The following is an 8,293-nucleotide window of genomic DNA, read 5'->3' on the forward strand; positions in this document are numbered from 1 at the left end:
TCCTCACGTAATCAATAAGGCCTGACGGCCAACACCTGTATAAGTAGCCAGTATTATTCCACAGCGATTCCGGATCGCCTACCCCTGATTTGAGATTTCTGCCGCGGCATACCGCAGCAGCCCCTCTAGCGCGGCCTTCACCGTTTGTCGGCGGACGTCATCGCGATTACCCGGGAAGTGCTGCCGCTCACAGAACACCTGGTCTCCGATGCCCCAGGCCAGCCATACCGTGCCAACCGGCTTGTTCGCCGTTCCACCATCCGGACCGGCGATGCCACTGACCGCGACGGAGAAATACGCGCTGTTTTTCTTCTGCGCCCCCCGGACCATGGCCTCGACCACCTCGCGGCTGACCGCGCCCACGGTGGTGAACAACTCCACCGGGACATCCAGTTGCAGGGTTTTCTGCCGGTTGGAGTAGGTGACATAACCGGCCTCGAACCAGGCCGAACTCCCGGGGATACGGGTAATAGCCTCGGCGATGCCTCCGCCGGTGCAGGACTCCGCCGTGGTGACGTGGGCATTGAGAACCTGCAAGCGTCTGCCGAGTTCGGCGGCGAGCTGGGTGATTTCGTTCACGGTCATCTCCTGATCGGGCGGGATGAGGTTAACCGTACACGAGCAGACCGCACTTGCAAGCGACAGGGCCGATCAAAATGTAAGGAATCAGAGGCTCTGGAAAGGGACTGTCGGAGAATCAATCTTCCACGTCGCCGGGCGGAACATGTCCGCCCCCCATACGCTTGGCCACCCAACGCTCATACAACCCTAGAACCACTTCTGTCCCGGCCATCGCCGCTAAACAGCCACCCGCACAGGCAGCCCAGATGGAAACATTGGCGGCGTGCAGCAGCATGATGACCGAGGCGCCGCAGATCATGCTGGAGCCGGACCGCAGGCTCAGGCGCCGGACAAGGGGCCAGCCACGAACGCCCTCTTTGTCGGCACGCCACATTTCACCGGTAACGCCACCAAGTATTGGCAGGCTGATGACCAGCCACAGAGGCATGTCCAGCAACGCATATTGCTCAGCGGTCATTTCATGCTTCCTTGAGTGAACGGTCACACCGCGTTCTTGAATAGACAGGCACCAGATTATGCATTGATGCATAGTCAGTCAATGCATCAACGCATTGAAAATGTGATCCAATGCTTTCAGCACGCAAAAAAAACCCGCTCGGGAAGCGGGCTTTATCTGGACGCCGGGAGTGTCAGCGGGCGTACATGCCCCACCAGAAGACATGCCCCAGGATAACAATCGGCTCCTCCTGCACTTCCTGAAAGGTGTAATCTTCGTCCGGATGCTCATCACGATTGAAGCTGCGCAAGCGAATCCCGGACGGCAGGCGATACAGCTGCTTCACCCGCAATTGACCGTTGTGATTGATTGCATAAAGGTCGCCGTCAACGATATCGCCAATGCCGCACTTGCCGGCATTGACCCCGACCGTGGCGCCGTCGCGCAGTACCGGCAACATGCTGTTGCCCCGTACTGTCACGCATTTTGCCTGGTCGAACTGCACACCGTTATGGCGCAGGCTTCGCTTGCCAAAGCGCAGGCTAGAGCGCTCGCTCTCTTCGATGACGAATCTTCCTGATCCCGCGGCCAATTCAACCTCGCGAAGAAAGGGGACCGACACCTCGTCGTCATCGACAGGGGTATCGTCATCCCACAGACTTATATCCTTGAGTTCCGAATGCACTGGAGCGCGCCCGGCATTTGCGGCAGACGAGACGTCCGCGCGGCCACGCAACTGGTCGGTACTCAAGGAGAAATACTCGGCGATCTTCGAAATATGTTTGTCCGAAGGATCGACGATCTTCCCGCTGAGAATGCGCGAGAGCGTGGATTGAGGCACGCCGGTTCGACGGTGAAGCTCCGTGGGGGAGATCCCGTGCTGATCGAGCAATGCTCTTAATACGGTAGATACGTTGCGTTTTTGCATAACGCGCATAGTGCTTGCTCTTCTCGAAGAAGACAATGCCGATTTGCATAAGTCATGCATATCCAGATTTTAAATGGCAAAGGAAGTCACCCGGCCGTGATGCCTGCGTCGGGTAGACCGCCCATGGTAACCTTGCGCCCATCGCGGAAAAGCCCGGCCGTTGCCCCGCTTTTGCCCCATCTCTTTCAACGAGCTTCCTGACAATCCGATGAATAAAGCCGTCTCCGACCTGTCCTCCCACACCCCGATGATGCAGCAGTACTGGCGCCTGAAAAACCAGCACCCGGACCAGCTGATGTTCTACCGCATGGGCGACTTCTACGAGATCTTCTATGAAGACGCGAAGAAGGCCGCCAAGTTGCTGGACATCACCCTGACGGCCCGCGGGCAGTCGGCTGGCCAGGCGATTCCGATGTGCGGAATTCCTTACCACGCTGCTGAGGGTTACCTGGCAAAACTGGTGAAGCTTGGCGAATCGGTGGTGATCTGCGAGCAGGTCGGCGACCCGGCCACCAGCAAAGGGCCGGTGGAGCGGCAGGTGGTGCGCATCATCACGCCGGGGACGGTGAGTGACGAGGCGCTGCTCGACGAGCGTCGGGACAACCTGATCGCCGCCGTCCTGGGCGATGAGCGCCTGTTCGGCCTGGCGGTGCTGGACATCACCAGCGGCAACTTCAGCGTGCTGGAAATCAAGGGTTGGGAAAACCTGCTGGCAGAACTGGAGCGGGTCAACCCGGTGGAACTGCTGATCCCGGATGACTGGCCCAAGGACTTGCCGGCGGAAAAACGCCGCGGCGTGCGTCGCCGTGCCCCCTGGGATTTCGAGCGCGATTCGGCGCTCAAAAGCCTGTGCCAGCAATTCTCGACCCAGGATCTCAAAGGCTTTGGCTGCGAAAACCTGACCCTGGCCATCGGCGCCGCCGGTTGTCTGCTGGCCTACGCCAAGGAAACCCAGCGCACCGCCCTGCCCCATTTGCGCAGCCTGCGTCATGAGCGCCTGGACGACACCGTGGTGCTCGATGGCGCCAGCCGTCGCAACCTGGAGCTCGACACCAACCTGGCCGGCGGCCGCGACAACACCCTGCAATCGGTGGTGGACCGTTGCCAGACCGCCATGGGCAGTCGACTGCTGACCCGCTGGCTGAATCGCCCGTTACGCGATTTGACGGTGCTGTTGGCGCGTCAGACCTCGATCACTTGCCTGCTCGACGGTTACCGCTTCGAAAGACTGCAACCGCAACTCAAGGAAATCGGTGACATCGAGCGGATTCTTGCGCGGATCGGTCTGCGCAATGCCCGCCCGCGCGACCTCGCCCGTTTGCGTGACGCCCTCGGCGCACTGCCCGAACTGCAAGTGGCAATGACGGAGCTCGAAGCCCCGCACCTCCAGCAACTCGCGACCATCACCAGCACCTACCCGGAACTGGCGGCACTCCTGGAAAAAGCCATCATCGACAACCCGCCCGCAGTCATTCGTGACGGCGGCGTGCTGAAAACCGGCTACGACAGCGAACTCGACGAACTGCAGTCGCTCAGCGAAAACGCCGGGCAATTCCTGATCGACCTCGAGGCACGGGAAAAGGCCCGCACCGGCCTGTCGCACCTGAAGGTCGGTTACAACCGCATCCACGGTTACTTCATCGAGTTGCCAAGCAAGCAGGCAGAATCGGCACCTGCCGACTATATTCGCCGCCAGACGCTCAAAGGTGCCGAGCGCTTCATTACACCGGAACTCAAAGCGTTCGAAGACAAGGCATTGTCGGCCAAGAGCCGTGCCCTGGCCCGCGAGAAGATGCTGTACGAAGCACTCCTCGAAGACCTGATCGCCCAGCTGCCACCCTTGCAGGACACCGCCGGCGCCCTGGCCGAGCTGGACGTGTTGAGCAACCTGGCCGAGCGTGCGCTGAACCTCGACCTGAACTGCCCGCGCTTCGTCAGCGAACCGTGCATGCGCATCAGCCAGGGTCGTCACCCGGTGGTCGAACAAGTGCTGACCACGCCGTTCGTGGCCAACGACCTGAGCCTGGACGACAACACCCGCATGCTGGTGATCACCGGTCCGAACATGGGCGGTAAATCCACCTACATGCGTCAGACCGCCTTGATTGTGCTCCTGGCGCATATCGGCAGCTTCGTGCCAGCGGCCAGTTGCGAACTGTCGCTGGTCGACCGCATCTTCACCCGGATCGGCTCTAGCGATGACCTGGCCGGCGGGCGTTCGACCTTCATGGTGGAAATGAGCGAAACCGCGAACATTCTGCACAACGCCACCGAGCGCAGCCTGGTTCTGATGGACGAAGTCGGGCGCGGCACCAGCACCTTCGACGGTCTTTCCCTGGCATGGGCGGCGGCCGAACGCCTGGCGCATCTGCGTGCCTACACGCTGTTCGCCACCCACTACTTTGAACTGACCGTCCTGCCGGAAGCCCAGCCACTGGTGGCCAACGTGCACCTCAATGCCACCGAGCACAATGAACGCATCGTGTTCCTGCACCACGTTCTGCCCGGGCCGGCCAGTCAGAGTTATGGCCTGGCCGTTGCGCAGCTGGCGGGCGTACCGAGTGAAGTCATCACCCGTGCTCGCGAGCACTTGAGCCGCCTGGAAGACACCGCCCTGCCCCATGAAGCACCGGCACCGGCCAAAGGCAAACCGGCGGCACCGCAGCAAAGCGACCTGTTTGCCAGCCTGCCGCATCCGGTGCTGGATGACCTGGCCAAGCTCGACCTGGACGACATGACGCCACGTCGTGCTCTCGAAATGCTCTATACACTTAAGACACGGATCTAACGCAGCGGCTTGCAAGCTGTTAGAATCTCGCGCGGTTTGGGATGCTGCTGGCTAATAGCCTGGCTAGCAGACTATCGCTCCCGAACCTGGCGACCCCTACGAGAAGGGGCGCAGCAAGCCGCACCTGAGGAGAAAATTAGAAATGACCTTCGTCGTCACCGACAACTGCATCAAGTGCAAGTACACCGACTGCGTAGAAGTCTGTCCGGTGGACTGCTTTTACGAAGGCCCGAATTTCCTGGTGATCCACCCGGATGAGTGCATCGATTGCGCGCTGTGCGAACCTGAATGCCCTGCCGTGGCTATCTTCTCCGAAGATGAGGTTCCGGCCGGCATGGAAAACTTCATCGAGCTGAACGCTGAGTTGGCCGATATCTGGCCGAACATCACCGAGAAGAAAGAATCGTTGCCTGATGCAGAAGAGTTTGATCGCGTCATCAACAAATCTGTTGGCAACAAGCTCAAAGACCTCGAACGCTGATTACCCCCGCGTTCCTGTAAAAGGCCCCAAAAGGGCCTTTTTGCTTTTTTTCAGGCAAAAAAAGGGGCGGTTTGACCCGCCCACATTTTTTCCCTATTCCCTGTGTTCCTTTTCATCGTCCTGATGAATCGCGTCCTGCGATATCCATATCCCTCATCCTTGAAGGACGTGTCTGTCCGTCGACACAACCTGAATACTAGAGCTTTCCCCTGCGGGATCAATCGCCCCTTGGCGCGAACCCCAACTGTCACACATCATTAATAATAAAAAATAGTTATATAAATCAAAAAGATAGAGGCAAATAGCGCTCAACATAGGCGACTGCCAGAGTGTAAAAATAACGAACACTTACGCAAGAGTAAGCCAAGGCTTACAGCACGAAACCAAAATCCCGAGGGGATTCGATCCCCAGACCAGACAATAAAAAACCCCGAGCCGGTCGGGGTTTTTCATGCCATCGCAGTGAGCGCCTTATTGGAACAGCGACTCGCTCGACAGACCATTTTTTTCCAGGATCTCGCGCAGCCGCTTCAAGCCTTCCACCTGAATCTGTCTGACCCGTTCCCGGGTCAGGCCGATCTCCAGGCCCACATCTTCAAGGGTGCTGCTTTCATGACCGCGCAGGCCGAAGCGGCGTACTACCACTTCGCGTTGCTTGTCGGTCAGCTCCGAGAGCCATTGATCGATGCTCTGGGACAGGTCGTCGTCCTGCAACAGTTCGCATGGATCGGTTGGACGGTCGTCAGTCAGGGTATCAAGCAGGGTTTTATCCGAGTCCGGACCCAGCGAGACGTCGACCGAAGAAACCCGTTCGTTAAGGCCGAGCATACGCTTGACCTCTCCCACCGGCTTTTCCAGCAGGTTGGCGATTTCTTCGGGTGAGGGTTCATGGTCGAGTTTTTGCGTCAGCTCCCGCGCGGCCCGCAGGTACACATTCAGCTCTTTGACCACATGGATCGGCAACCGGATGGTCCGGGTCTGATTCATGATTGCGCGTTCGATGGTCTGGCGAATCCACCAGGTCGCGTAGGTCGAGAAGCGGAAACCGCGTTCCGGATCGAACTTCTCCACCGCCCGGATYAAGCCGAGGTTGCCCTCTTCGATCAGGTCCAGCAGCGACAACCCACGATTGACGTAGCGTCGGGCGATTTTCACCACCAGCCGCAGGTTACTTTCAATCATGCGTTTGCGCCCGGCCGGATCGCCACTTTGCGACAGGCGCGCAAAATGAACTTCTTCTTCGGGTGACAGCAGGGGAGAGAAACCAATTTCATTGAGATACAGCTGCGTGGCATCAAGTGCCCGCGTGTAGTCAATGTACTTGTGTTGTTTCAACGATGCGGAGTGTTTGGATTTGGCACGAACGGAAGGTGGAGCCGCCCCTTCATCATTCGACATCGGATCCATATCGATGCTGCTCTCCATCAGGAGAACCTCATCGTCGATGTCAAACTCCGGCACTTCTTTACTGAGAGCCATTGTTATAGTCCTTTGGTGAGTTCGACCTCAAGCTCAAGCGGCGCCTTTCTCCCTGGCAACGCTGGAGCCTGTCCCCTCTACGCGACGGAACAGGCTGGTAAGCGATCAACGACGTGGCAGGAATTGCAGCGGATCTACAGGTTTACCCTGGCGGCGAATCTCAAAATGCAGTTTCACCCGGTCTGTACCCGTTGACCCCATTTCGGCAATTGTCTGTCCGACCTTGACCTGCTGCCCCTCCCGAACCAACAGCCTGCGGTTATGTCCGTAGGCACTGACGTAGGTTTCACTGTGTTTGATGATCACTAATTCGCCGTAGCCCCTTAAGCCACTCCCGGCATACACCACCGTCCCATCAGACGCAGCTAAAACAGGCTGTCCCAAATCTCCGGCGATATCAATTCCTTTATTCAAACTACCGTTTGAAGAGAATTTCCCGATAAGAATGCCATTAGATGGCCATCCCCAGCCGGTCGGGGCTGGTCCGGGAGGGGGCAATGGAGCGGGTGCAGGCTTGTTCGCGACGGACGGTACAACCGTCGTTGTACTGGTGGTCGTACCGTTTGCCGAGCGACGGATGACCGTGGTTTTACTCGACGACGAAGGTGTTGAACTGGACGAACTGACCACCGCCGTCGACGTTGAATCAGTGCGACCATCAAAGCGAATCGTCTGACCCGGATGGATGGTGTAGGGCGCAGGAATGTTATTGCGTGCCGCCAGGGCCTTGTAGTCCCAGCCGTAACGAAAGGCGATGGAGAACAGGGTGTCCTTGGGCCGAACGACGTATTGTCCGGTGGTCACGACCGGTCGCTGTGGCGCGGCATTGTTGCGGTCCACGACACGAACATCGCTGGATTTGTTGCTGGAACAACCGACCAGCAAGGTGCTCAAGACAAGGCCAGTCACCAGGCGCTGAAAGCTCGTTTTACTCATTCGCTGCGCAATGACTGTGAGACTCACCCGCCGCTCCCTCTGTGGTGGCTGAAAATGTGAAATGCCGGAGTCCGGCAATGAACTGTCGCAAGTATAACGGGCCGTGCACGCTTTACCTTTAATGTAGCGAATCGGTGTCGCGCACACGTTTGCTGCCTGACGATGAATCCCGTTTAACCGCACGATGCCGCTGTAAGACAAAGGCAATCGCAGAGAATTCAGCGTGCCGAAACAAATGCTCAGGCCAGTGGCCCATTGAGCAATGGCACGAAGCGTACAGCCCCCAGAACATGCCTGGAAAAACCCTGTTCCTCGCGAATGATCAGCATCAATTGCTGGACTTCTCCGGACCCGACAGGGATCACCATTCGGCCTCCCGGTGCCAACTGGTCAAGCAATGCCTGGGGCACATCGGTCGCCACTGCAGTGACGATAATCCCGTTGTACGGCGCCAGTGCCGGCCAGCCCTCCCAGCCATCGCCCCAGCGGAACACCACGTTGCGCAGGTTCAGTTCGACCAGACGTTCCTTCGCACGATCCTGCAAAACCTTGATGCGCTCGACCGAGAACACACGCTCTACAAGTTGCGACAGCACCGCCGTCTGATAACCCGAGCCGGTGCCGATCTCCAGCACCTTGTCGAGGGGACCTGCCTCCAGCAGC

General features: G+C 58.4%; 8 protein-coding genes. 2 read left to right on the forward strand and 6 right to left on the reverse strand.

From position 1 onward, the window contains the following. Nucleotides 1-78: 78 nt before the first annotated feature. The 3 genes from AC1DVH_RS05910 to AC1DVH_RS05920 all read right to left on the reverse strand — a co-directional run bounded on the left by AC1DVH_RS05910 (nucleotide 79) and on the right by AC1DVH_RS05920 (nucleotide 1,946). Nucleotides 79-579: a CinA family protein gene (locus tag AC1DVH_RS05910; protein WP_008054081.1), complete on the reverse strand. Its 501-nt coding sequence runs from the start codon at nucleotides 577-579 to the stop codon at nucleotides 79-81. A gap of 118 nt (nucleotides 580-697) precedes the next feature. Further along, nucleotides 698-1,039 (reverse strand): phage holin family protein, encoded by a 342-nt coding sequence (locus tag AC1DVH_RS05915; RefSeq protein ID WP_477753002.1) that lies wholly within the window; start codon nucleotides 1,037-1,039, stop codon nucleotides 698-700. A gap of 172 nt (nucleotides 1,040-1,211) precedes the next feature. Further along, the gene (locus AC1DVH_RS05920) at nucleotides 1,212-1,946 is read right to left on the reverse strand and encodes a LexA family transcriptional regulator (RefSeq protein WP_477753009.1); all 735 of its coding nucleotides are present in this window, start codon (nucleotides 1,944-1,946) and stop codon (nucleotides 1,212-1,214) included. A gap of 208 nt (nucleotides 1,947-2,154) precedes the next feature. On the opposite strand from AC1DVH_RS05920, the gene mutS reads away from it, so the two are divergent. Both mutS and fdxA read left to right on the forward strand, forming a co-directional pair. Further along, nucleotides 2,155-4,734, forward strand: a complete 2,580-nt coding sequence (gene mutS / locus AC1DVH_RS05925; RefSeq protein WP_477753003.1) for a DNA mismatch repair protein MutS — start codon at nucleotides 2,155-2,157, stop codon at nucleotides 4,732-4,734. 142 nt (nucleotides 4,735-4,876) lie between these two features. Next, nucleotides 4,877-5,215: a ferredoxin FdxA gene (fdxA, locus tag AC1DVH_RS05930; RefSeq protein WP_347910910.1), complete on the forward strand. Its 339-nt coding sequence runs from the start codon at nucleotides 4,877-4,879 to the stop codon at nucleotides 5,213-5,215. A gap of 471 nt (nucleotides 5,216-5,686) precedes the next feature. Here the strand turns inward: fdxA and rpoS are convergent, their stop codons facing one another. From rpoS to AC1DVH_RS05945, 3 genes are all read right to left on the reverse strand, one after another. Then, nucleotides 5,687-6,694, reverse strand: a complete 1,008-nt coding sequence (gene rpoS / locus AC1DVH_RS05935) for an RNA polymerase sigma factor RpoS (RefSeq protein WP_477753004.1) — start codon at nucleotides 6,692-6,694, stop codon at nucleotides 5,687-5,689. Between the two features lie 105 nt (nucleotides 6,695-6,799). Next, on the reverse strand, nucleotides 6,800-7,657 hold the full coding sequence (locus tag AC1DVH_RS05940; protein ID WP_477753005.1) for a peptidoglycan DD-metalloendopeptidase family protein: 858 nt from the start codon (nucleotides 7,655-7,657) through the stop codon (nucleotides 6,800-6,802). A gap of 212 nt (nucleotides 7,658-7,869) precedes the next feature. Beyond that, on the reverse strand, nucleotides 7,870-8,293 hold a 424-nt coding region (locus AC1DVH_RS05945), incomplete at its 5' end, for a protein-L-isoaspartate(D-aspartate) O-methyltransferase (protein WP_477753006.1).

This window comes from Pseudomonas sp. P4_C3 (assembly GCF_056402075.1).

Excerpts from the sequence above, each read along its gene's own strand:
- mutS (WP_477753003.1), top strand. The coding sequence starts at position 2,155 with ATGAATAAAGCCGTCTCCGACCTGTCCTCCCACACCCCGATGATGCAG.
- fdxA (WP_347910910.1), top strand. The coding sequence starts at position 4,877 with ATGACCTTCGTCGTCACCGACAACTGCATCAAGTGCAAGTACACCGAC.
- AC1DVH_RS05915 (WP_477753002.1), bottom strand. The coding sequence starts at position 1,039 with ATGACCGCTGAGCAATATGCGTTGCTGGACATGCCTCTGTGGCTGGTC.
- AC1DVH_RS05920 (WP_477753009.1), bottom strand. The coding sequence starts at position 1,946 with ATGCAAAAACGCAACGTATCTACCGTATTAAGAGCATTGCTCGATCAG.